We start from the raw sequence: 24,792 nt of genomic DNA on the forward strand, positions 1-24,792 counted from the left end.
TGAATATGAAGTATTGGAGGTCGTAAGATGAAAGATATAACGAATACACAATTTTTTCAGGTAGAGACAGGACCACAGATCCAGGCAAAAGATATTCTGGAAATTGTATATAATGCTCTGGTGGAAAAAGGATATAATCCGGTGAATCAGATTGTAGGATACATTATGTCCGGTGATCCTACATACATTACCAGCTATAACGGAGCAAGAAGCCTTGTGATGAAGGTTGAACGGGATGAGATAGTAGAAGAATTATTAAAAGCTTATATCAGACATGAACTGTAGGTTGAAGATATGATGCGGATAATGGGACTTGATTATGGTACGAAGACCGTAGGTGTTGCTGTAAGTGATCCTCTGGGGATTACGGCACAGGCAGTGGAGACAGTTACGAGGAAGGACGAGAACAAGCTTCGGAAGACACTGGCAAGGATTGAGAGCCTTGCAACCGAATATGGAGTAGAGAAGTTTGTGATCGGTTTTCCGAAACATATGAATAATGATATCGGAGAACGGGCAGAGAAGGCACTGGAATTTGGAGAGATGCTGAAGCGGCGTACCGGCATTGAGATCGTGATGTGGGATGAGCGCCTTACAACGGTGGAAGCGGAACGGACACTTATGGAATCCGGTGTAAGACGGGAGAACCGCAAGCAGTATGTGGATCAGATCGCGGCTGTATTTATATTGCAGGGATATCTGGACTCTCTGGGTATGCAAAAGTAACAGGCTTTGGAATACAATCAGACGATAAGGGGAAAGTATATGAAGAATGAAAAATTAACGTTTACATGCGGAGAAGGCGGCGAAGCAGAAGAATTTTTTGTTGTGGAGCAGACCAGACTGAATGGAGTGACTTACCTTCTGGTTGCAGATTCAGAAGAGGATGATGCAGAGTGCCTGATCTTGAAGGATACAAGTGCGCCGGAAGAGAAGGACAGCGTTTATGAGATGGTAGAAGAGGAAGTAGAGCTTAATGCCGTACTCAAGGTGTTCGAAGAGCTTCTGGAGGATGTGGAGATTGAAGTGTAGACGGAACTGTCAAAAGAATATTTCTGACAGATAAGAACGGGGTTCGCACACAGAGGCGGACTCCGAATTTTACGATAATTAAATGTACGGATGAGATACATAAAATATATGGAGGTGTGAGATTGAAGAAAAAAAGCAACTCAAAACTTAAGATCATTCCGCTTGGAGGCCTTGAAAAGATCGGAATGAATATCACTGCCTTTGAATATGAAGACAGTATTATTGTAGTAGATTGCGGATTGTCGTTCCCGGAAGATGATATGCTCGGAATCGATCTTGTAATCCCGGATATCAGTTACCTTAAGAGCAATGCGGATAAGGTGAAGGGTTTTGTGATCACACATGGACATGAGGATCACATTGGAGCGCTTCCTTATGTGCTTAAAGAGATTAATCTGCCGATTTATACAACAAAGCTGACTATGGGAATTATCGAGAAAAAGCTCACAGAGCACAATCTTCTCCGCTCAACTAAAAGAAAAGTAGTGCGCCATGGACAGTCGATCAATCTTGGAAAATTCAGAATTGAATTTATCAAGACGAACCACAGTATCCAGGATGCATCGGCACTGGCAATCTATTCGCCGGCAGGTATTGTTGTGCATACCGGAGACTTTAAGGTAGATTATACACCGGTATTTGGTGATGCGATTGATCTGCAGCGTTTTGCAGAAATTGGCAAGAAAGGGGTACTGGCATTGATGTCAGACAGTACCAATGCGGAGAGACCTGGTTTTACACAGTCAGAAAGGACAGTGGGAGCTACATTTGACCGGCTTTTTGCCGAACACTCCAATACAAGAATTATTGTAGCAACCTTCGCTTCGAATGTAGACCGTGTACAGCAGATCATCAATACGTCTTACAAGTATGGACGTAAAGTAGTTGTAGAAGGCCGCAGTATGGTAAATATCATTTCGGTTGCATCAGAGCTTGGCTATTTGAATGTGCCGGAGAATACGCTGATCGAGACAGATCAGTTGAAAAACTATCCAAGAGAGAAGACAACGATCATCACAACCGGAAGCCAGGGAGAATCTATGGCGGCTCTGTCACGTATGGCAGCAGATATCCATAAGAAGATATCGATCATGCCGGGTGACACGATCATTTTAAGCTCTAATCCGATCCCGGGTAATGAAAAAGCGGTATCGAATATCATTAATGAACTCTCTGAAAAGGGAGCGAATGTTATTTTCCAGGATACGCACGTATCCGGACATGCGTGCCAGGAAGAGCTGAAGCTGATCTATTCACTGGTAAAACCAAAATATGCAATTCCGGTTCACGGAGAATACCGTCATCTGAAAGCGAACGCAGGTATTGCCAAATCTCTTGGGATTCCGAAGGACAACATTTTCATCCTCAAGTCAGGCGATGTACTTGCACTGGATGATGAAAGCGCAGAAGTTGTAGATAAGGTACACACAGGAGAAATTCTGGTAGATGGACTCGGTGTTGGCGATGTCGGTAATATTGTTCTGCGTGATCGTCAGCATCTGGCAGAAGACGGAATCCTGATTGTCGTTCTGACACTGGAAAAGCGTACCAACCAGCTTCTTGCCGGACCGGATATCGTATCCCGTGGATTTGTTTATGTACGTGAATCTGAAAGCCTGATGGAAGAGGCACGGAAGGTTGTTACGGAAGCGGTTGAAAAATGTCTGATGAGCCGTCATGCTGACTGGAGCAAGATTAAGCTTGTGATCCGCGACACAATGAATGACTTTATCTGGAAAAGAACCAAGAGAAAACCAATGATCCTTCCGATCATTATGGATGTATAATATAAAGATGCCTGTGGCATTTTTATGAAAATAAGCAGATGCGAAGATATCTGCATAAAGAAGCGCAGTCAGAGTTGAAAAGAAAATAAACTTTGTCTGCGCTTCTATGATAAATGTATAGGATAAGAATTCCCTTGGAAGAAAAGAGGAAGATATGATAGTAGAAGAACGACTGACGACTTACCTCCATTCTCTGGAAAGTGCGGACATTCCCGTTCTCGATGAGATCGAACAGGAAGCCCTTGCGGACATGGTTCCGATCATCCGCAAAGAGACAAAAAGTTTTCTGAAAGTAATGCTGGAGATCAAACGTCCGGTAAAGATTCTTGAAATTGGGACAGCAGTTGGATTTTCGGCAATTCTGATGGGAAAATATTCTCCGGAGGAATGTCACATTACAACAATCGAAAATTACGAAAAAAGGATTCCAATTGCCAGAGCCAATTTTGCCAGGGCAGGTATGGAACAGAAAATTACGCTGCTTGAAGGTGATGCACTGGAGATTATGAAAGGCATGCCGGATGATGCAGGATTTGATTTTGTGTTTATGGATGCCGCAAAGGGACAATATCCGGCATATTTAGAACAGGTGATGCGTTTCCTTGTGCCGGGAGGGATCCTGATCACGGATAATGTGTTGCAGGACGGAGATATTATTGAGTCACGGTTTGCGGTGGAAAGAAGAGACCGCACGATCCATAGCCGGATGAGGGAGTATCTGTATACTCTGAAACATCATCCTGAGCTTGAGACGTCTATTCTTCCGCTGGGAGATGGAGTGGCACTGAGCGTGCGAAAATAAAAACAGGAGATAACAGTAACAGAAAGGAAAAAAATAATGGCAAGACATCCTGAATTATTGATACCGGCAAGCAGCCTGGAAGTGTTGAAGACTGCAGTCGTATTTGGAGCAGATGCAGTTTATATTGGAGGAGAAGCATTTGGACTTCGTGCAAAGGCAAAGAACTTTTCCAAAGAAGATATGATGGAAGGAATCCGGTTTGCACATGAGCATGATGTAAAAGTATATGTAACTGCAAATATTCTGGCACATAACTACGATCTGGAAGGCGTGCGGGAATATTTTAAAGAGTTAAAGGAAATAAAACCGGATGCATTGATCATTGCTGATCCGGGTGTATTTGAGATCGCAAAAGAAGTATGTCCGGAAATTGAAAGACATGTGAGTACACAGGCCAATAATACAAATTATGCAACTTATATGTTCTGGTACAGACAAGGGGCGAGCAGAGTTGTATCTGCAAGAGAACTTTCCATGCGTGAGATCAAAGAAATCCGTGCACATATCCCGGATGATCTGGAGATTGAGACATTCGTACACGGTGCAATGTGTATTTCTTATTCCGGAAGATGTCTGCTCAGTAATTTCTTTACAGGCAGGGATGCAAACCATGGCGCATGCACCCATCCGTGCCGCTGGAAATATTCTGTTGTGGAAGAAACCCGTCCGGGAGAATATATGCCGGTTTATGAAAATGAGAGAGGAACGTATATTTTCAATTCAAAAGACCTCTGTATGATCGAACATATTCCGGAGCTTATCGATGCGGGGATTGACAGCTTCAAGATCGAAGGAAGAATGAAAACGGCTCTGTATGTGGCAACTGTAGCGAGAACATACCGGAAAGCAATTGATGATTATCAGAAAGATCCGGAGCTTTACAGGAAGAATATGCCGTGGTATCTGGACCAGATCTCGAATTGTACCTATCGGCAGTTTACAACTGGATTTTTCTTTGGAAAACCATCGGAAGAGGCACAGATTTATGACAGCAACACCTATATCCGGGAGTACACATATCTTGGAATCACAGAAGAGATTAAAGACGGTATGGTGAAGATCGAACAGAGAAATAAATTTTCGGTGGGCGAGACGATTGAGATCATGAAACCGAACGGAGATAACGTGGAGGTTCAGGTAAAACGGATCGTAAATGAAGAAGGAGAAGAACAGGAGAGTGCACCACATCCGAAGCAGGTACTGTATGTAGAACTGTCCGGTAGGGCTGACAAGTACGATATTCTCAGAAGAAAAGAGGAAGCAGATGAATAAAAAAACGTGGAAGCCATATGCGGCGATCGTACTGATCCTTCTGTACGGCGTGGATATATTCTGGCTTTCCGGATTTTGTGTCTATTATTTTGGTGAGTGGGGAATTCCAATGTATGAGGGTCTTCTTGCGGTGCTGGCACTTGGAATAGTAGTGCTTTTCAGGGAAGACGTAAAGCGTGCATTTCCATTTCACAGACCGACGATCGCAAAGACTGTCGGAACATTGCTGATGTGGATCGGAACCCTTCTGATCACGATGATTCCGACATCGATCATGCTTTATGTATTTCCGGAGCAGATGAGTGGGGCTACAGAAAGTGTGAGTGAATTATCCGGTGGACTGCCGTTTGGACTTGCATTTCTTCTGATCTGTGTCACGCCGGCGATTTTTGAGGAAATAGCATTCAGAGGCGGGCTTTTCAGTTGCTTTCGTGGCTTTAGGAGTCCATGGCCGGCAATTCTGATCAGTGCAGTAATGTTCGGTGCATTTCACGGAAGCTTCTGGCGGTTTGTGCCGACATCGATGCTTGGAATCGCCATGGGATATCTGCTTGCCGAGACGGATAACATGTTTTATAACATGTTCTTCCATCTGATCAATAATGCGTTACCGACATTGCTTTTACAGCTTACTTCCAGTGTGGCTTCAGAGCAGATGGAAAGTGCAGAAGCTATGGCATCGACAGGCATTTTGCTTGTGACGGTGGCGGTGTATTTTATTTATGCTTCGGCAGGACCGTTTCTGATTTATGCGGGGAATTATCTGATCCATAAAGGACAGCCGGGATACGACAGGGGACTTCTGCCAAGAGAGAAAAAGAAAACTCTGCTGGGGCTTGTGCTTGCAAGTAGCGTCTTTCTGGGACTTGGCATTCTGCTTTTTGGTATAGGAATGTTTGAGTAGAGTGTCCTGTCTGCCGGTGTGAAAGAAGCATCATGAATTTTAAAATGGACAGACAGGATCTAGACCAGCAAAAATTAAAAATGAGAAGGAAGAAAGCAGGGGCGGAGTTTTTGGATCGCCCCTTTTTCAATTCGCGAAACATAGGAACGTGAGATGCCAAGAGAAGCTGCAACTTCTTTCTGGGTATATTCTTTTTCACCATAAAGACCGTAGCGTTTTTTCAGTACCAGCTGTTCGCGGTCGGTGAGAACGGATTCCAGTTTTTCATAGAGAAGAGAAATATCATTTTTCAGGGCAAGCTGCATACAGGCATCTTCTTCATCAGATTCGATGACATCATACAGGCGGATCTCATTCCCTTCCCGGTCTGTACCGATCGGTTCGTATAGGGAGGTTTCCCGGTTACTCTTCCGCTTGGTGCGCAGCATCATCAGAAGTTCATTTTCGATGCAGCGGCAGGCGTAGGTGGCAAGCCGGGCTTTTTTGTCTGGGTTAAAGGTGGAAACTGCTTTGATAAGACCGATGGTTCCGATGGACAGAAGATCTTCTGTATCGTCCTCCAGATGCTGATATTTTTTTATGACATGAGCGACCAGACGGAGATTGCGCTCGATCAGAATATGACGGGCCTCATTGTCACCGTCTGCACTGCGTCTCAGAAGCTCGGATTCCTCTTTTGGAGTAAGAGGCGGAGGAAAGGATTTCAATACGATTACCTCAAAATAGAGTTACTAACATTGTATGTAAAAGTGAAATGTTCTGTGCTTTTCCATTCGGGTTATTTTGCGCTTGTGGTACGTCTGAAAATGCGTTATAATGAGCGTTGAATCATGTAGTAGCAGATATGTTTTACAAAAGAAATGAGATTACGAGAGAAAAGGAAAAAATTATGGGAATAAGGACAAGATTAGCGGTACTTGCCTGTAAGACATCCAATGCAGTCCTGCGGCGGATGGGACGAGGCGGAACGAACCTGCCGGGCAAGATCGCATTAAAAATTGACAAAGATATTTTAAAGGAATTATCACGTGGGGTGAAGGTTACGGTAGTGACCGGAACCAATGGAAAGACGACCACGTCCCGTATGATCGAGCAGGCATTTGAAGAAGCCGGATATAAGTACTTCGCAAATAAGTCCGGTGCCAATCTTCTGACCGGGATCATTACGGTGTTTGCACAGCACTGCAGTCTTTCTGGCAAGTGTTCCTACACACACGCACTGATCGAGTGCGATGAGGCAGCGTTCCGCAAGACCAGTGAGATGCTGCCGGTAGAGTGTCTGGTAGTCAACAATATTTTCCGTGACCAGTTGGACAGATATGGGGAGATCACCCACACGTTGAATGCAATCCGCGAAGGAATTACCCACGTACCGGATGCAACCCTGTGCCTGAATGCGGACTGTTCATTGACGTCATCTCTTGCAGATGATGTACCGAATAAGGTTGTATGGTTTGGGGTGGATGTGCCGATTTACAAAGAGACAGCGTTTGAATTGTCTGATGCAGTGTACTGTATTCATTGTAAGACAGAATATGAATACGATTACAGAACTTACAGCCATCTTGGCGGTTTCCGCTGTCCGAAATGTGGATATCACCGGCAGACACCGCAGGTTGGCGTGACGCAGGTAGTGCGTACCGGAGCAGATTCTTCGGATATCGTGTTAAATGCATTCGGGCATAGCCATGATGTGCACATTAATCTTCCGGGAGGTTACAATATTTACAATGCGGCAGCCTGTGTTGCGGCTGCGGAGATTGTTGGAATCGATGAAGACACAGCAGTTGATGCACTCAGCAGATTTGAGTGTGGTTTCGGACGTGCGGAACAGTTTGAACTTGGCAAGTCTAAAGCACGTATGATGCTTGTCAAGAACCCGGCAGGGTACAATCAGGTCATCAACCAGATCTCTAATGATGAGGAAGAGTGCAAGATTGCGTTCCTTCTGAACGACCGTTATGCAGATGGAACCGATATCAGCTGGATCTGGGATGTGGATTTTGAAGCACTTGCCCGCCAGAGCGCACGCTTTACCCGTATTCTGGTATCCGGAGTCCGTGCAGATGATATGGCACTCCGCCTGAAATATGCAGGATTTGACACTGGACGGATTGAAGTGATCCGCGACTATGAGAACCTTTTAGAAGCAATCGGAGCGGATGAGACACCGACATTTATTATGCCGACTTATACCGCTATGTTTGATCTGCGCGGCGAGATCAGCAAGCATACTGATATCAAGGCATTTTACGAATAAGGAGGGAATTATGGAACTGAATATCTGTCATCTCTATCCGGACATCCTTAATCTGTATGGAGACCGGGGCAATATCATCACAATGAAACGTCGTATGGAGGATCGGGGAATCAAGGTCAATGTAGAAGGCTGCTCGATCGGAGAAACGCTGGATGCAAACCGCTATGATATCTTCTTCATTGGCGGAGGTCAGGATTTTGAACAGGAAGTCCTTCTGAAAGACCTGGGGACCGGAAAAGCAGCAGAGATCCGCGCGGCTGTGGAAGATGAAAAGACCTTCCTCGCAATCTGCGGAGGCTATCAGATGCTTGGCCAGTATTATAAGACCTGGGATGGTGTCCAGCTCGATTTTACCGGCGCAATCAACATTCATACCGTTGGATCAAAAGAGCGTATGATCGGCAATTATATGTTTGAGACCCTCCCGGAGAGCAGTGGAGCTGTCGTAGTCGGCTTTGAAAATCATTCCGGCAAGACCTACCTGGGTGAAGGCGTATCACCACTCGGCAAAATGCTCAAAGGCTACGGTAACAACGGAGAAGACCAAACTGAAGGAGCCCGCTACAAAAATGTTTTCGGAACCTATTCGCACGGCTCCCTTTTACCAAAGAACCCGGTTCTCTGCGATTTTATATTACAAACTGCCCTCGAACGCAAATACGGTCAAATAGAACCACTTGCGCCACTGGAAGACACCCTGGAATTAAACGCCAACGAATACATGAAACAAAGATTAAGCAAATAATGCTTATTTAGAAAATGCCACTGCACACAGGGTTCCATCCCACCTGTGCAGTGGCATTTTGTCCCACCTATGATACAGCAAGGCAAAACTTTGCCAGTAAAGTACGGCGGTCATCGTGGGAAAATCATCTCTTTCGATTCACTTATTGTGCAATGGAGAGAAGACTCAAAAATTGTGGAAGCCATTGCTGACACAATTTTCGCTTTCAGAGGCTTCTCGGAATGGTTTGCACAATAGAATCAAAAGAGATGATTCTCCCACGATGACCTCACAACCTACTCCCACAAATTTCCCCTCCCAATCATCTTGACAAAATCCCCTCCCCATACTATCATAAGGATACATTTTCTAAAAGATATCGGTTTTCTTTTAGCAAATCGCTCATGGCATTTCGCCATATATTTTCTGAAATAAAACTTCTGAACTTTTGCCGGGGAAAGGCAAGGGTGAATTTAATATGGGATTTTATAAGGTACATTCGGCAACGATTCTGGGGCTGAAAGTAGAATTTGTGCAGGTAGAGGCAGATGCAGGGAACGGACTTCCAATGTTTCATATGGTGGGATATTTGTCTTCTGAGGTAAAGGAAGCCGCAGAACGGGTAAGAACTGCCATGCGTAATGCCGGTTATATCATGCCGGCGAAAAAGATTGTAATCAATCTGTCGCCGGCATGTGTCCGCAAGAAGGGATCGGTATTTGATCTTCCAATTGCAGTTGCAGTACTCGGGGCAATGGGGATTTTCCCGGAAAAAGCAGTGAAGGATATTTTACTTGCAGGAGAGCTCGGACTGGATGGAAAGCTGCAGCCGGTAGAGGGAATCCTTCCGATTGTTCTTGAAGCAAAGAAGGCTGGTTTTAGGTGTTGTGTGATTCCGAAGTCAAATGAGGATGAGGGAAGGCTGGCGCAGGGAATACAGATTTTTGGGGCAGAGACTCTGGAGGAGGTATGCAGATGGCTGAAGGGTGAGTATATGCCTCAGATGGAGAAACCTGATCAGGAAGAGGCTCATGGAATGGAAGAATGGGACATAGATTATAGTGATATTCAGGGACAGGAAGCAGTAAAAAGAGCGACGATGGTGGCAGTGGCAGGAGGACATAACCTGCTTTATGTCGGTCCGCCTGGTTCCGGAAAGACAATGCTTGCCAAACGGATTCCGACGATACTACCACCGCTTGACCGGGAAGAAAGTCTGGAGATCACGGGGATTTACAGTACGGCGGGACTGCTTAAAAGAGAGAATCCGCTGATCTGGAAGAGACCGTTCCGGGAGGTCCATCATACCGTGACGCGGGCAGCACTCATCGGAGGCGGACGAATCCCATCGCCGGGAGAAGCAACACTTGCGCATGGAGGTGTCCTTTTTCTGGATGAGCTGGCGGAGTTCCCAAGAGGTGTTCTGGAGGTGCTCAGGCAGCCGCTGGAAGAAAAATGCATTCATCTGGCAAGGCAGCAGGGAGCTTATATTTTTCCGGCAGACTTTATGTTGGTTGCTGCAACGAATCCATGTCCCTGCGGAATGGCTCCTGGTCCCCAATGTACCTGTACGCCCGGGCAGATCCGGAATTATCAGGGAAAGTTGAGCCAGCCGTTTCTGGATCGGATTGATATCTGCATGGAGGCACCCAAGGTCGAATATGAAGAACTGACCGGAAAGGGAACAGGGATGGATTCCAGAACCATGCGAGGAAAAGTGATGCTTGCAAGAATGCGTCAGATGGAGCGTTTTCGAGAAGAAAAGCTGACAAAAAATGCACAGATGGGGCAAAATGAAATTGAAAAATACTGCCGTCTTGGGAAAGAGGAAGAACGGATGATGCGCCAGGCTTATGAAGTGATGAAGCTGACGGTGAGAAGCTATCATAAAGTGTTGAAGGTGGCACGGACAATCGCAGATCTGGAGGAAAAGGAGGAGATCGATCTTGCGACACTTCGAGAGGCACTGGGGTATCGGGTTATGGATAAAGAATACTGGGGATAAGAGAAATGAGTGAAATGTGGTATACATATTGGCTGGCGTGTGTGGAAGGAATCACCGGTGGCAGGAAGTGTGAATTATGCAGAAAAAACGGATCTGCGGAAGCAGTCTATTATATAGAAGAAAAAGGAATCAGAGAACAGACAATTACAGAAAAAGAGTGGGAGATCCTGAAAGAAAGTAAGAAAAAAAGGAACTGGAGGGAAGCGTATCAAAAAGCGGTGGACCGGGGAATTCAGATGGCAGTCCGTGGCCAGAAAAATTATCCGAAGCGGCTTGAAGAACTTGCGGGAATGCCGTATGCACTCTTTTTTATCGGGGAGATGCCACAGGAGGGAATCCCGTCGGTGGCGGTGGTGGGTGCCAGAAGATGTAGCAGCTATGGTGAAAAAATGACGCTTCGCTTTGTGGAAAGACTTGCGGAGAGTGGAATCCAGATCATCAGTGGAATGGCACTGGGAATTGACGGGATGGCACACCGGGCTGCATTAAATGTTGGAGGAAAGACATTTGCGGTCCTGGGAGGCGGAGCGGATGTATGTTATCCGGCGGCACATAAAGGACTCTATAATGATTTGATAAAGCGGGGCGGCATACTGTCTGAACAGCCACCGGGAACTCCACCGGTTGCCTGGCATTTTCCGGCAAGAAACCGTCTGATCAGCGGACTTGCCGATGTGGTACTTGTTATGGAGGCAAAAGAAAAGAGCGGATCCCTGATTACAGCAGACATGGCTCTTGAACAAGGAAGAGACATTTATGCTCTCCCGGGGATGGTGACAGAGCCGCTGAGCTGTGGTTGTAACCGCCTGATCCGGCAGGGAGCAGGGATTCTTCTGAATGAAGAAGATTTGCTGGAAGAACTGGTTATAAAAGGGTTGCTAAAGAAGAAAATCGCAATTATATCAGACACGAAAAATAAAATAAAGCTTGAAACGAAAGAAAATTTGGTGTATAGTAAGCTCGGTTTGTATCCGCGGGGGCTGGATGATTTACAGAGAGAAACCGGACTTACTCCACAGGAGGTGATGGGAATCTGTGTATCTCTTCAGTTGAAAGGATGCATTCAGGAAAGATCAAAAAATTATTATGTCAGAGCTAAATGATCTGACACTATTAATATGGAGGAATATAATATATGGCACGTTATCTTGTGATTGTAGAGTCACCGACAAAAGTGAAGACCATAAAGAAATTTCTCGGCAGCAATTACGTGGTAATGGCATCAAACGGACATGTAAGAGATTTGCCGAAAAGTCAGATGGGAGTAGACCTGGAGCATGACTTTGAGCCGAAATACATTACAATCAGAGGAAAAGGTGAGATCCTTGCAGGACTTAGAAAAGAAGTAAAAAAAGCAGATAAGATTTATCTTGCAACTGACCCGGACCGCGAAGGAGAAGCAATTTCCTGGCACTTGATGAAAGCACTTAAACTGGAAGGAAAGAAAGTATACCGGATCAGCTTTAACGAGATCACTAAAAGTGCGGTAAAGGCATCCCTGAAAAATGCACGTGATATCGACATGGATCTGGTAGATGCGCAGCAGGCGCGTCGTGTGCTGGATCGTATCGTGGGATATAAGATCAGTCCGGTTCTCTGGGCAAAAGTAAAAAGAGGACTTAGTGCCGGTCGTGTGCAGTCTGTGGCACTTCGCATCATTGCAGACCGGGAAGATGAGATCGCAGCGTTTATTCCGGAAGAATACTGGTCACTGGACGCCAATTTCAAGGTAAAGGGAGAAAAGAAGCCTCTTACAGCAAAATTCTATGGAACAAAGGATGAGAAGATCACCATCCATAACGAAGAAGAACTGCATAAGATTCTTGCAGATCTGGAAGAGGCAGAATATAAAGTGGTCGATGTAAAGCGCGGTGAGAGAAGCAAAAAAGCACCGCTTCCGTTTACAACCAGTACCCTTCAGCAGGAGGCATCCAAAGCATTGAATTTTGCAACTTCAAAGACGATGCGTATCGCACAGCAGCTTTATGAAGGTGTGGATATCAAAGGAAGTGGAACGGTTGGTCTGATCACTTACCTGCGTACGGATTCGACCCGTATCTCTGAGGAGGCGGATGCAAATGCAAGAGCCTACGTTGGAAAAGCCTACGGAGAAGAGTATGTGGCAGAGGCTGCATCGGAACAGAAGCAGAAGAATGACGGGAAAAATATTCAGGATGCACACGAAGCCATCCGCCCGTCAGATGTTACCCGTGTTCCGGCAGAAATCAAAGAATCTCTTACAAGAGACCAGTTCCGTCTGTATCAGCTGATCTGGAAGCGTTTTGTGGCGAGCAGAATGCAGCCGGCAAAATATGAGACAACTTCTGTTAAAATCGGAGCAGATGATTACCGTTTTACGGTATCGGCATCTAAGATTATATTTGAAGGTTTCCGTCTGGCATATGTGGAAAGCGATGAGGAAAAACAGAGTGGAAATGTAATGGTCAAGAGTATCGATAAAGATTCAGAACTGACGAAAGAATCCTTTGACTATAAGCAGCATTTCACACAGCCACCTGCACATTACACCGAGGCATCTCTTGTAAAGACACTGGAAGAACTTGGAATCGGACGTCCGAGTACCTATGCACCAACGATCTCTACGATTATTGCAAGAAGATACGTTGCAAAAGAGAACAAGAATCTTTATATGACTGAGCTTGGTGAAGTGGTCAATAATATTATGAAGCAGTCTTTCACAAGCATTGTCGATGTCAACTTTACCGCTTATATGGAAGGACTTCTGGATATGATCGCAGAAGGAAAGGTAGAGTGGAAATCGGTTATCAGCAATTTCTATCCGGATCTGAATGAAGCGGTTGAAAAAGCAGAAAAAGAGCTGGAAACAGTTAAAATTGAGGATGAGGTAACCGATGTAGTCTGCGAAGAATGTGGAAGAAATATGGTCATCAAATACGGTCCTCATGGAAAGTTCCTTGCATGTCCCGGATTCCCGGAATGCCGCAACACCAAACCGTATCTGGAGAAGATCGGAGTTGCCTGCCCGAAATGCGGAAAAGACATTGTACTGCGTAAGACAAAGAAAGGCAGACGTTATTACGGATGTGAGGATAATCCGGAATGTGATTTTATGTCATGGCAGAAGCCATCAGAAGAAAAATGTCCGAAATGCGGAAGCTATATGGTAGAAAAGGGAAATAAACTTGTCTGCGGTAATGAACAGTGTGGGTTTGTTAAAAATAAAGAGAAAGATGAAAAATAAATCAAATTTCATTGAACTATTCAGAATTGTATGATAATATATTTATATGCACATTTTTTTGACTAATTTGTGTGCATAATTTCAACAATATTTCATATTCGTGAAAAATGCGAACGGAAACGCACATTTTTAATAAAAGTATATGGAGGCAGATATGAGCGTACAATTATTGGATAAAACAAGAAAAATTAACAAACTGTTGCACAATAATAATTCAAGCAAAGTTGTGTTTACAGATATCTGTGAAGTTCTGACAGAGATTCTGGCATCGAATGTACTGGTAGTTAGTAAGAAAGGAAAGGTACTCGGTGTCAGCACATGTGAAGGAGTCCCGGAGATCCATGAACTTTTGCAGGACGAAGTGGGAGAACATATTGATCCGATGTTGAATGAACGTCTTCTCAGTATTCTTTCCACAAAAGAGAATGTTAATCTGCAGACACTTGGATTTACAGCTGATGTATCCCAGGGATATCAGGCGATCATTACTCCAATCAACATTGCAGGAGAGAGACTTGGAACTCTGTTTTTATACAGAAAAGAGTCCATGTACGAAATTGATGACATCATTTTGAGTGAGTACGGAACCACTGTCGTGGGACTTGAGATGCTCCGCTCTGTTAATGAAGAGAGTGCAGAAGAGACCAGAAAAGAACAGATCGTACAATCTGCGATCAGCACCCTTTCTTTCTCTGAGCTGGAAGCAATCATCCATATTTTTGATGAACTTAACGGAATGGAAGGGATTCTGGTGGCAAGCAAGATTGCAGACCGTGTGGGAATCACCCGTTCTGTAATTGTCAATGCACTCCGCAAATTTGAGAGTGCGGGTGTGATCGAATCCCGTTCATCCGGTATGAAAGGAACTTACATCAAGGTTGTGAATGATTACGTGTTCAAAGAACTGGATAAGATTAAAAAAGAAAAAATGAATTAAGGATAAAAGTAAAAGAGGGGTATCAGACAAATCTGATGCCCTTTTCTTTAACGGGGAATTATATTTGTAAAAAGGAGAGAAGAGAGCATGTATGATGGAGATAAAGCTGTACTTACGATGGTACAGTATCTGAAAGAAGATAAGGAAAAAGATGAGAATATTTATGAGGCAACAGTCATAGAATATCAGAAGGAGATGGAGCAGGTACATCTGATCCTGCGCTCAGGCAGTCTTTCTGATATTTCACTGGATGCAGTATATGAATGCCGGATCCGGACGATCACTTGTGAGACTGTGTGTACAGGGATGATAAAGGAGCGTTATGAGAACCGTGCAGGTATGATTCTGGTTCTGCAGGTGACGAATGGATTTTATGAAATAAATCTAAAGTAATTATAAAATTCAAAATCGAATGTTGACAAAAAAGAAAGAGAGTGCTATCTTATACCTAGAAAGTTTTTAGCACTCGATTTTGTTGAGTGCTAACAAGATAGAGTTAGGAGGAATTATAATGAAATTAGAACCATTAGCTGACAGAGTTGTATTAAAACAGTTAGTTGCAGAGGAGACTACCAAATCAGGAATCGTACTTCCTGGACAGTCAAAGGAAAAACCACAGCAGGCAGAAGTTGTTGCTGTAGGACCTGGCGGAGTTGTTGATGGAAAAGAAGTTACGATGAATGTTTCAGTAGGTGATAAAGTTATCTATTCCAAATATGCAGGTACAGAAGTAGAACTCGATGATGAAGAGTACATCATTGTAAAACAGAATGATATTCTTGCAGTGATCAGATAATCCGGCAGGATATCATATACAGATAAAAATCAGATTTTCAGATTAGAACAGAATTTTATTTTTAAGAATCAGGAGTGATAGAAATGGCAAAGGAAATTAAATACGGAGCAGACGCAAGAAAGGCACTGGAAGCAGGTGTCAACAAACTTGCTGATACAGTAAGAGTAACAATCGGACCAAAAGGAAGAAACGTAGTCCTGGATAAATCATTCGGAGCACCGCTTATCACAAATGACGGTGTAACAATCGCAAAAGAAATCGAACTGGAAGATGCATTTGAAAATATGGGAGCACAGCTGATCCGTGAAGTTGCATCTAAGACCAACGATGTTGCAGGTGATGGTACAACAACAGCAACTGTTCTTGCACAGGCTATGGTACACGAAGGAATGAAGAACCTGGAAGCAGGTGCAAACCCGATCGTATTAAGAAAAGGTATGAAGAAAGCAACAGACTGTGCTGTAGAAGCTATCAAGAAGATGAGCAGCAAAGTTACAGGAAGAGAGCAGATCGCAAGAGTAGCAGCTATTTCAGCAAGTGATGACAGTGTTGGTGAGATGGTAGCAGAAGCTATGGATAAAGTTTCCAACGATGGCGTTATCACAATTGAAGAGTCAAAGACAATGAAGACAGAGCTTGACCTTGTAGAAGGTATGCAATTCGACCGTGGATATATTTCAGCATATATGTGCACTGATATGGAAAAGATGGAAGCAAATCTTGACGATCCATATATCCTGATCACAGACAAGAAGATTTCTAATATTCAGGAAATCCTTCCACTGCTGGAACAGATCGTACAGTCAGGAGCAAAACTTCTTATCGTAGCAGAAGATATCGAAGGAGAAGCTCTTACAACTCTGATCGTCAACAAACTGCGTGGAACATTCAATGTAGTTGCAGTAAAAGCACCTGGATATGGTGACAGAAGAAAAGCTATGCTGGAAGATATTGCAATCTTAACAGGCGGACAGGTAATCTCAGAAGAACTTGGTCTGGAACTGAAAGATACAACAATGGCACAGCTTGGACGTGCAAAATCTGTAAAAGTTCAGAAAGAGAATACAGTCATCGTTGATGGTATGGGCGATAAGGCTGCTCTGGAAGCCAGAATCGGACAGATTAAAGCTCAGATCGAAGAGACAACATCTGATTTTGATAAAGAAAAACTTCAGGAAAGACTTGCAAAACTCGCCGGCGGAGTTGCAGTTATCCGTGTAGGTGCTGCTACTGAGACAGAGATGAAAGAAGCAAAACTCCGTATGGAAGATGCTCTTAATGCAACAAGAGCAGCAGTAGAAGAAGGAATCATTGCAGGTGGTGGATCAGCATACATCCATGCATCAAAAGAAGTTGCCAAACTTGCAGAAACTCTGGAAGGTGATGAAAAGACAGGGGCAAAAGTAGTCCTCAAAGCTCTGGAAGCACCATTATTCCACATTTCAGCTAACGCAGGTCTTGAAGGCGCAGTTATCATCAACAAGGTAAGAGAAGCTGAACCGGGAAATGGCTTTGATGCTTACAATGAAGAATATGTAGATATGGTGAAAGCAGGTATCCTTGATCCTGCAAAAGTAACAAGAAGCGCACTGCAGAACGCTACAAGTGTTGCATCTACACTCCTTACAACAGAATCCGTTGTTGCTAACATCAAAGAAGATGCACCGGCTATGCCGGCGGGCGGAGCTCCGGGAATGGGCATGATGTAAGCTAAAAATATGATTTTTAGAAAACTCCTCAGAAGAGGAGTTTTCTTTTTATTATAAAAGTGTTACAATAGTTCTAATATATAAATTTGGAGGTTAGGATATGGGTGATTTTTACACAGAACAGCTGGTGAAGAGGCAGAAAGCATCTTCGACGACGCTGATCAAAGCAATACTTATCATACTTACTGTTCTGTCGGTCGTACTTATATTTATGATCCCATTCGGAATAATTGGTCCGGTGATCATGATCGCACTGGATGTTTTTTTGTTCCGGAGTATGGATGTTGAATATGAGTATTTATTTGTGAATGGGAGTCTTGATATTGATAAGATTATGGCAAAATCCCGTCGGAAAAATATGTTTTCCATGGAGATGACGGATCTTGAGATGATGGCACCTTCCGGTTCGCCGGAACTCAGACCTTATCAAGGACTGAAAGGAACCGATTACAGTTCAGGTATGCCGGGGGCAGATACATATGAGCTGATCGTTGTAAATAACGGGGAAAAGAAAAAAATTATTTTTGAGCCAAATAAGACAGTTTGTGAAGGACTGAAGATGCTGGCACCAAGAAAAGTATTTTGTAAATAATTCCCGAAAGACGTGCAGAAAAGCTTGCAGGTTCCGAGGTACAATTGCATCCGGAAAGACGGTTACGTAAAATTATCAGTGATCTGTAGAAATGTGATTGTCACGGACGGACGAATGTACTCGATAAAGGACTTGACATAGCATAGATTTATGCGTTATCATAGCAGATAATCAAAATTACAGACGAGAGAGAAAGGAAGAAAAATCATGGGAAAGATTATTGGAGAAGGAATCACCTTCGATGATGTACTTCTGGTACCTTCTTATTCAGAAGTAATTCCAAATCAGGTTGATTTATCAACTTATCTTACAAAGGGCATTAAGCTTAACATACCGATGATGAGTGCGGGAATGGACACTGTTACCGAACATCGTATGGCGATCGCTATGGCACGCCAGGGAGGTATCGGTATTATTCACAAGAATATGTCGATTGAACAGCAGGCAGAAGAAGTAGACAAGGTTAAGCGTTCTGAGAATGGTGTTATTACAGATCCATTCTATCTGTCGCCGGAGCATACACTGGCAGATGCTAATGAACTGATGGCGAAGTTCCGTATTTCCGGAGTTCCGATCACAGAGGGAAGAAAGCTGGTAGGTATCATTACGAACCGTGACCTCAAGTTTGAAGAAGATTTCTCCAAGAAGATCAAAGAATCCATGACAAGCGAAGGTCTTGTAACAGCACAGGAAGGTATCACCCTGGAAGAAGCAAAGAAGATCCTCGCAAAAGCAAGAAAAGAAAAACTTCCAATCGTAGACAAAGATTTTAACTTAAAAGGTCTGATCACAATTAAAGATATTGAAAAACAGATCAAATACCCACTGTCAGCAAAAGACGCGCAGGGAAGACTTCTGTGTGGTGCAGCGATCGGTATTACAGCGAACTGTCTTGAAAGAGCAGAAGCTCTTGTAAAAGCAAAAGTTGATGTAGTAGTACTTGATTCGGCACACGGACATTCAGCAAATGTACTTCGTACCGTAAGAATGATCAAGGATGCATTCCCGAATCTTCAGGTGATCGCAGGTAACGTTGCAACAGGAGAAGCAACAAAAGCGCTGATCGATGCAGGTGTTGATGCAGTAAAGGTTGGTATCGGACCTGGATCCATCTGTACAACCCGTATCGTAGCCGGTATCGGTGTACCACAGATCACAGCTGTTATGGACTGCTACGAAGCAGCAAAAGAGTCGGGAATTCCGATTATTGCAGATGGTGGTATTAAGTACTCAGGTGATATGACAAAGGCGATCGCAGCCGGAGCCAACGTATGTATGATGGGAAGTATCTTCGCAGGATGCGATGAGAGCCCGGGAACATTCGAACTCTATCAGGGAAGAAAATACAAAGTATATCGTGGAATGGGATCTATCGCAGCAATGGAGAACGGAAGCAAAGACAGATACTTCCAGACAGATGCGAAGAAGCTTGTACCGGAAGGCGTAGAAGGACGAGTTGCCTATAAAGGATCTGTAGAAGATACTGTATTCCAGTTAATGGGCGGTCTCCGTTCCGGAATGGGTTATTGTGGAGCACCAGACATCGAAACTCTCAAGACAACAGGACGTTTCGTAAAAATTTCTTCCGCATCCCTCAAAGAAAGCCATCCACACGACATTCACATCACAAAAGAAGCACCAAACTACAGCGTAGATGAATAAGATGCAAAATTAATCAAGAGAGAAGAATCATTTCCGTAGGAGAGACGATTCTTCTCTCTTACATTATCCAACTATTTTCAAACTTCACCCAAACCTTCAACAGTCAACTGAATCCAGCGGCAATTGTTTTTTCGGAGGGGTACACGTCCCCTTCCGACTACCTTAATAAAAAAATAATAATTTTTTCAACAATTTCTCACCATTTTATGATAGTCTGGATATAGTTGGGATTCCAACAGAAAATTTGCAAAAAACACAAAAGATTGAGATGACGAAATGAACCGAAGAAAGAAGAAAAACACCAGAGCCAACCTGTACAGGGGTGGCGATGGAAAAAGCTATTATGAGGCGAATAAGAGGCGCAGAATGAGCCGTTATATAAAGGTGGGAAGTACGATCCTGATCACACTGCTTCTTGCACTTTCTATTATGAAGATCAGTGGAAGAGGAATCTTTGCACAGAGAGCATACAGTGAGCTTTCTGATGAAGTGATCAGTGCCCAAAAGCCGGATATTGATGTAGAACTGTTAACTGTGAATGAATATTCAAGACCGGGACTTTCAACCAATGAGATTACCGGAATAGTCATTCATTACACTGCCAATCCTGGTTCGACAGCGATGGAGAACAGAGACTATTTTGAGGGACTGAAGGACAGTCACATTACGCAGGCAAGCAGTAATTTTGTAGTAGGACTGGACGGGGAAATCGTACAGTGCGTACCAACCTGGGAGGTTGCTTATGCGTCCAATACACGGAATTTTGATACGGTGTCCATTGAGTGCTGTCATCCGGATGAGACCGGAAAGTTCAACGAGGCAACTTATAAGAGCATGGTACAACTTACAGCATGGCTGTGTGAAAAGTTTTCGCTGACAGAAGAAGATGTGATCCGACATTATGATATTACAGGGAAAATCTGTCCGAAATACTTTGTCGAAAATGAAGATGCCTGGAAGCAGTTTAAAAGTGATGTAAAAGCGGTCCTGGATAACGCAAAATAAAAAATATCTATTGATTCACTTTCAAAGTGTCTGCTATAATGTTTTAATATAACGGGCAATTGAAGGCACCCGGAAAGCAGTAGAGTGAGAAACGAGGAATTGATAGATGAACGATTTGGAATTATACCGTGAAGAGCTTGCAAACTGTGATGCGAAGATCACAGAGGCATTAAAAGAAAGATATGCGATCATTGAAAAGATCATGGCATACAAAGAAGAGTATGGTATGCCGATCCTGCAGCCGGAACAGGAAGAAAAGCAGAAGAAGAGACTGATGTTCAGCCTTCACAATGATAAGCACAGAGACGAGATTTATGATGTATTTGAGCGTATCCAGCGCAACAGTAAGAAGATCCAGGCTAGGAAGCTTTTTGATTACAACATTGTCCTGATCGGGTTTATGGGAGCTGGAAAAAGTACGATCTCTGATTATCTTAGTACCATGTTTGCCATGGAAGTGGTTGAGATGGACCAGCTGATTGCAGAACGCGAAGGCATGAGTATTTCCGATATTTTTGAGACCTATGGGGAGGAATACTTCCGTAATATGGAAACCAATCTTCTGATCGAGATGCAGGAGAAGAAGAATGTGATCATTTCCTGTGGTGGTGGTGTGGCAATGCGTGAACGCAATGTCGCGGAGATGAAGAAAAATGGTCGTGTAGTACTCCTTACTGCACATCCACAGACCATTCTTGACCGTGTAAAAGACAGTGACGACAGACCGCTGCTCAATGGACACAAGAATGTAGAATATATCGAGCAGCTGATGGAAGCAAGAAGAGAAAAATACGAGGCGGCTGCAGATATCGTTGTAGATACAGATAACAAGACGGTTCTGCAGATCTGTGAAGATCTGATTCAGAAGCTTCTGGAAATGGATGAGAATCATGTTTAAGACCTTTTATCCGGACGAATATGTAGCGTCCACTTATGTACTGGATTTTGAAAAAATGTATCGGGAAGGCTGTCGTGGACTGGTATTTGACATTGACAATACGCTGGTTCCGCATGGAGCACCGGCAGATGAGAGAGCAATCTGTCTTTTTGACAGGCTGCGCAGCATCGGGTTTGATACATGCCTGATTTCCAATAACCAGGAACCACGTGTAAAGCCTTTTGCCGAAAAGGTGCAGAGCAAGTATGTGTTTAATGCGCATAAGCCTTCCACGAAGAATTATATAAAAGCCATGGAGCTGATGCAAACGGACAGAGGAAACACTGTATTTATCGGAGATCAGCTTTTTACGGATGTGTGGGGAGCGAAGCGTACCGGGATGAAGAGTATTCTGGTGAAGCCAATCTATCCAAAAGAAGAGATTCAGATTGTGCTGAAAAGATATCTGGAGAAGATTGTATTACATTTCTATAAAAAAGAGAACGAAAAGAGAATGTCCTGCAAGTAGGCAGGGCATTTTTTGATAGGAAATTCCGAAGGAACTTCCTATCAAATAAAAGGCACTGCGTGCCGAAAATGTGCACTCGCACGAAGATGAAGAATGTTGCAAGCGACTGCGCTCGGCGCGAAAATGTGCCAAGGCACATTCTTTTTAGTAAAGTAAATAGAAATCCCCCGGTTCTCATAACGAGAACCAGGGGACATCAGGGGGGATACTATATTTACAAAATCTTATAAGTAGTCATGTTTGGCAAGAACATTCAGGATGTTACGTCCTTCTTCTGTACCTTCGATGATACGGCGGGCACGTACACTATCACCGATGTTCATGATTTCAACATCTTCATCTTCGAATTCTTTACGGACTGCATCGAGGATTGGAGCGTTTGCTCTCATACCAAGACATACAAATCCATAATCAAATAGCATTTCTTCTTCATTTCCTTCTGGCGTTTTAACAAGGAAGGAATCTGCTTTAACTTCAAGAAGAGCAGTATTTGGACACTGTTTTACACCATATTTATCCATCAGTGCAAAGGTTCCGACTTTGGATACCGGATCAATTCCGTTACCGATTACCGGCATCATTTCCACAATGCTTACATCAGCGCCACGTGGAGCAAAGAATTCTACTACGTCAAGACCTACGGCACCGCCACCGATAACAACGACTTTTTTACCTTTCAGATCTTCTGGATATTCCATAACATGGTTGATCATATTTGTAATAGAAGAAACTTTTCCGCTCTCTTTGTCAATATTCTCATGAAGACCCTTGATCGGTGGAAGGAGCGGATTAGAACCGGTAGCATTTACAATAATGTTCGGGTTCATGCTTCTGATCATTTCAATCGTAGCTTCCGTGTTCTTGAAGATGAACAGGTTTTTCAGCTTGCTTGCGCGATGGATCAGATAGTTCGGGAAGTCAGCAAGTCTCTTCTTATCCGGGATCTTGGAGATCAGGGCGGCAAGTCCGCCGAGTTCCGGTTTCTTCTCGATCAGGAAAGTAGTGCATCCAACCTCGGCAGCTGTACATGCAGCTTCCAGTCCGGCAGTACCACCACCGATCACAACAACGTTGCAAGGCTTGTTGATTTTCTGCTTTTTGTAATCTTCGCCGCCATTTACAGACGGGTTAACAGTACAACGGATCGGACGGTTGATTCCGATACGGTGTCCTGCACATCCGATGTTACAAGAAATACATTTACGGATATCACATTCATCACCGAATTCTACTTTATTTACCCATTCCGGATCAGCGATCAGTCCACGTCCCATACCGATCAGGTCAGCATCGCCTCTTGCAAGAATATCTTCAGCAACCTGTGGGTTACGGATGTTACCCATTGTCATACATGGTTTGCCGTAACGTTCTTTTACAGCTTTTGCCATATAAGAACGCCATCCATCCGGAAGGTAATTGGCATCAATCTGGTACTGGATGGATCCGTTCAGACCGGCAGATACGTCGAATACGTCAACTTCTTCCTGGAAGTACTGCAGGTAATCAAGACAGTCATCCAAAGTATTTCCGCCATCCATAAATTCGTCCGCACTGATACGAACAAAGATAGGGAAGAATGGTCCAACCTGTCTTCTAACTTCTTCAATAACAAGTTTTGCAAGTCTTGCACGGTTTTCCAAAGATCCGCCGAATTCGTCTGTTCTCTTATTTGTAAGAGGTGAAAGGAACTGGCTTATAAGGTAAGAATGTCCTGCGTGGATTTCTACAGCGTCAAACCCTGCGATCTGAGCACGTTTTGCGGCTTCACCGTATTTTTTAACAATATGCATGATTTCATCTTTTTCCAGTGGACGCGGAATTTCACCGCCTGCTTTTGAAGGAACATCAGAAGCAGAAACCGGCTGCATATTGATACGTGCTGACTGTGCAGAAGCACCGGCATGATTGATCTGGATTGCAATGCAGGATCCATGTTTGTGTACTGTTTCGCAAAGTTTGAAAAGTCTTGGAATGTAGTTATCCTGATCGATACGAAGCTGTGTGGTTCCGTTAGATCCCTGTGGAGAATCAACGCTGGCGTTCTCTACGATGAGAAGTCCTGTACCGCCTTTTGCACGCTGCTCGTAATAATTGATATGAAGAAAACTCATTTCACCATTCTGTTCACCGTAGTTGGTTCCCATTGGAGTCATGACGATACGGTTCTTGACCGTCATATGTTTGATGGTAAATGGCTCGAAAATGTGTTTGTATTTGCTTTTCATTAGAAATTCCTCCGTAAAAATGACTTAATAATCAAAATAAAATGATGTGAGTGTCAAAAGTAAATTTTGCCACTCACTGATGTAATCGGATTGCTCCATTGCTATGCAATTCCTGCAATCCTCAAAAAATCTTAGTCACACGAGGTTGTCTTATACCGGCTTGGGCGTACCGGTTTTTGTTAAATCCATTATAACTACAAAAAACTGAAAAATACAAATTGAAAATACATAGAAAAATAATAGAATATAACTATAGAAACAGTGAAAAAGATAAAAACAAAATTATACCAGGAAGACGAGAAGTGGAAAAAGATAGACAATTTAAACAAAACTATAGAATAATTAAATAATTTATGCTATGTTTAATATAAGAACAGGAAAGAGGGTGATGGTTTTATGAATCTGAATCAGTTGCATTACTTTGTGACACTAGTATAGAATAAATTAAATT

23 protein-coding genes are annotated in these 24,792 nt (G+C 43.6%); 21 read left to right on the forward strand and 2 right to left on the reverse strand.

Going from position 1 to position 24,792, the window contains the following annotated elements; all coding sequences use genetic code 11:
• Window positions 1-27: 27 nt before the first annotated feature.
• The 7 genes from PG840_RS03260 to PG840_RS03290 all read left to right on the forward strand — a co-directional run bounded on the left by PG840_RS03260 (window position 28) and on the right by PG840_RS03290 (window position 5,797).
• The gene (locus tag PG840_RS03260) at window positions 28-285 is read left to right on the forward strand and encodes an IreB family regulatory phosphoprotein (RefSeq protein ID WP_008374998.1); all 258 of its coding nucleotides are present in this window, start codon (window positions 28-30) and stop codon (window positions 283-285) included.
• A gap of 12 nt (window positions 286-297) precedes the next feature.
• Window positions 298-726 carry a Holliday junction resolvase RuvX gene (ruvX, locus tag PG840_RS03265; protein ID WP_044999233.1) on the forward strand — a complete coding sequence of 143 codons (429 nt, stop codon included), beginning with the start codon at window positions 298-300 and terminating at the stop codon, window positions 724-726.
• A 39-nt stretch (window positions 727-765) separates the two neighbouring features.
• Window positions 766-1,032: a DUF1292 domain-containing protein gene (locus PG840_RS03270; protein WP_008375002.1), complete on the forward strand. Its 267-nt coding sequence runs from the start codon at window positions 766-768 to the stop codon at window positions 1,030-1,032.
• Between the two features lie 122 nt (window positions 1,033-1,154).
• Complete coding sequence (locus tag PG840_RS03275; protein ID WP_117556117.1) at window positions 1,155-2,819, forward strand: ribonuclease J; 1,665 nt, start codon at window positions 1,155-1,157, stop codon at window positions 2,817-2,819.
• A gap of 154 nt (window positions 2,820-2,973) precedes the next feature.
• Complete coding sequence (locus PG840_RS03280) at window positions 2,974-3,621, forward strand: O-methyltransferase (protein WP_008375007.1); 648 nt, start codon at window positions 2,974-2,976, stop codon at window positions 3,619-3,621.
• Between the two features lie 36 nt (window positions 3,622-3,657).
• Window positions 3,658-4,893, forward strand: coding sequence for a peptidase U32 family protein (locus PG840_RS03285; RefSeq protein ID WP_008375008.1), 1,236 nt, complete (start codon window positions 3,658-3,660; stop codon window positions 4,891-4,893).
• Complete coding sequence (locus PG840_RS03290; protein WP_270205244.1) at window positions 4,886-5,797, forward strand: CPBP family intramembrane glutamic endopeptidase; 912 nt, start codon at window positions 4,886-4,888, stop codon at window positions 5,795-5,797. The genes PG840_RS03285 and PG840_RS03290 overlap by 8 nt, the downstream gene beginning before the upstream one ends.
• Window positions 5,798-5,871: 74 nt before the next feature.
• Here the strand turns inward: PG840_RS03290 and sigK are convergent, their stop codons facing one another.
• Window positions 5,872-6,504 carry an RNA polymerase sporulation sigma factor SigK gene (gene sigK / locus PG840_RS03295; protein WP_055260587.1) on the reverse strand — a complete coding sequence of 211 codons (633 nt, stop codon included), beginning with the start codon at window positions 6,502-6,504 and terminating at the stop codon, window positions 5,872-5,874.
• 182 nt (window positions 6,505-6,686) lie between these two features.
• Here sigK and PG840_RS03300 point away from each other — a divergent pair, with 182 nt between their 5' ends.
• The 14 genes from PG840_RS03300 (at window position 6,687) to PG840_RS03365 (ending at window position 22,116) form a co-directional block, all read left to right on the forward strand.
• Window positions 6,687-8,057: a Mur ligase family protein gene (locus PG840_RS03300; RefSeq protein WP_070098607.1), complete on the forward strand. Its 1,371-nt coding sequence runs from the start codon at window positions 6,687-6,689 to the stop codon at window positions 8,055-8,057.
• 10 nt (window positions 8,058-8,067) lie between these two features.
• Window positions 8,068-8,802 (forward strand): type 1 glutamine amidotransferase, encoded by a 735-nt coding sequence (locus PG840_RS03305; RefSeq protein ID WP_022220376.1) that lies wholly within the window; start codon window positions 8,068-8,070, stop codon window positions 8,800-8,802.
• A 457-nt stretch (window positions 8,803-9,259) separates the two neighbouring features.
• Entirely contained in the window at window positions 9,260-10,786 is a 1,527-nt protein-coding gene (locus PG840_RS03310) for a YifB family Mg chelatase-like AAA ATPase (RefSeq protein WP_270205245.1), read from the forward strand.
• A 5-nt stretch (window positions 10,787-10,791) separates the two neighbouring features.
• Entirely contained in the window at window positions 10,792-11,889 is a 1,098-nt protein-coding gene (gene dprA, locus PG840_RS03315) for a DNA-processing protein DprA (protein ID WP_243002757.1), read from the forward strand.
• 32 nt (window positions 11,890-11,921) lie between these two features.
• Window positions 11,922-14,009, forward strand: a complete 2,088-nt coding sequence (gene topA, locus PG840_RS03320; RefSeq protein WP_270205246.1) for a type I DNA topoisomerase — start codon at window positions 11,922-11,924, stop codon at window positions 14,007-14,009.
• A gap of 154 nt (window positions 14,010-14,163) precedes the next feature.
• Window positions 14,164-14,946, forward strand: coding sequence for a GTP-sensing pleiotropic transcriptional regulator CodY (codY, locus tag PG840_RS03325; RefSeq protein WP_022220379.1), 783 nt, complete (start codon window positions 14,164-14,166; stop codon window positions 14,944-14,946).
• An 87-nt stretch (window positions 14,947-15,033) separates the two neighbouring features.
• Window positions 15,034-15,339, forward strand: a complete 306-nt coding sequence (locus tag PG840_RS03330; protein WP_008375025.1) for a hypothetical protein — start codon at window positions 15,034-15,036, stop codon at window positions 15,337-15,339.
• Between the two features lie 118 nt (window positions 15,340-15,457).
• Window positions 15,458-15,742, forward strand: coding sequence for a co-chaperone GroES (locus PG840_RS03335; protein WP_022220380.1), 285 nt, complete (start codon window positions 15,458-15,460; stop codon window positions 15,740-15,742).
• A gap of 83 nt (window positions 15,743-15,825) precedes the next feature.
• Window positions 15,826-17,451 carry a chaperonin GroEL gene (gene groL, locus PG840_RS03340; RefSeq protein WP_008375030.1) on the forward strand — a complete coding sequence of 542 codons (1,626 nt, stop codon included), beginning with the start codon at window positions 15,826-15,828 and terminating at the stop codon, window positions 17,449-17,451.
• A 100-nt stretch (window positions 17,452-17,551) separates the two neighbouring features.
• On the forward strand, window positions 17,552-18,043 hold the full coding sequence (locus PG840_RS03345; protein ID WP_055155625.1) for a DUF6106 family protein: 492 nt from the start codon (window positions 17,552-17,554) through the stop codon (window positions 18,041-18,043).
• A 207-nt stretch (window positions 18,044-18,250) separates the two neighbouring features.
• Complete coding sequence (gene guaB / locus PG840_RS03350; RefSeq protein WP_117834063.1) at window positions 18,251-19,705, forward strand: IMP dehydrogenase; 1,455 nt, start codon at window positions 18,251-18,253, stop codon at window positions 19,703-19,705.
• A gap of 276 nt (window positions 19,706-19,981) precedes the next feature.
• Window positions 19,982-20,710 (forward strand): peptidoglycan recognition protein family protein, encoded by a 729-nt coding sequence (locus PG840_RS03355; protein ID WP_008375036.1) that lies wholly within the window; start codon window positions 19,982-19,984, stop codon window positions 20,708-20,710.
• A gap of 106 nt (window positions 20,711-20,816) precedes the next feature.
• The gene (locus PG840_RS03360) at window positions 20,817-21,608 is read left to right on the forward strand and encodes a shikimate kinase (RefSeq protein WP_022220383.1); all 792 of its coding nucleotides are present in this window, start codon (window positions 20,817-20,819) and stop codon (window positions 21,606-21,608) included.
• A complete protein-coding gene (locus PG840_RS03365; RefSeq protein ID WP_055155622.1) occupies window positions 21,601-22,116 on the forward strand; it encodes a YqeG family HAD IIIA-type phosphatase in 516 nt (171 codons plus the stop codon). Before PG840_RS03360 ends, PG840_RS03365 begins: the two co-directional genes overlap by 8 nt.
• A 224-nt stretch (window positions 22,117-22,340) precedes the next feature.
• On the opposite strand, the gene PG840_RS03370 is transcribed toward PG840_RS03365, so the two are convergent.
• Window positions 22,341-24,341, reverse strand: coding sequence for an oxidoreductase (locus PG840_RS03370; RefSeq protein ID WP_195501767.1), 2,001 nt, complete (start codon window positions 24,339-24,341; stop codon window positions 22,341-22,343).
• Window positions 24,342-24,792: the final 451 nt, after the last annotated feature.

It is taken from the genome of Coprococcus sp. AM97-35, from assembly GCF_027697525.1.
Taxonomy (GTDB): domain Bacteria; phylum Bacillota; class Clostridia; order Lachnospirales; family Lachnospiraceae; genus Allocoprococcus; species Allocoprococcus comes.